Annotated in this window: 1 pseudogene; it reads right to left on the reverse strand. The window is 78.0% G+C overall.

The features are described from left to right. A pseudogene (locus IMZ29_RS22465) lies at window positions 1–369 on the reverse strand (hypothetical protein); the annotation flags it as partial. Window positions 370–405 lie beyond the last annotated feature (36 nt).

The raw sequence follows: 405 nt of genomic DNA on the forward strand, positions 1-405 counted from the left end.
CGGCGCGGCATCGCGGAAGGCCACGGCGGGCGGCGCAGCCGGCGCCAGGGGACTGACGTCCGTATCGGCGGACGGTGGCGCGAAAGCGGCAGGCGCTGTTGGCAGCGCTGGCGGCGTGACCACGGTGGGTGGCGCCGGTGCCACCTCTGCAGCAGTCAGGGGCGCGGCGGGCACCGACGCCGGCAACACGGGAGGCGCCTCGGGCGGCGTGGCCGGCAGCGCATCGCGGAACGTGACCGCCGGGGACGGCTCGGCCGATACGGCGTCCGACGCGGACGTCGATGGCGCCACCACAGGAGCCGTCGGCGCGACCGCAACCGGGTCGGCGAGAACAGGCGCGACCACCGCCGGTGCAGCGGGCGGCGTCACGACAGGCGTGCTCGGCGCAGCGTGCCGCGGGCGGGG

The sequence above is a fragment of the Verticiella alkaliphila genome (assembly GCF_018904615.1).
GTDB lineage: Bacteria > Pseudomonadota > Gammaproteobacteria > Burkholderiales > Burkholderiaceae_B > Verticiella > Verticiella alkaliphila.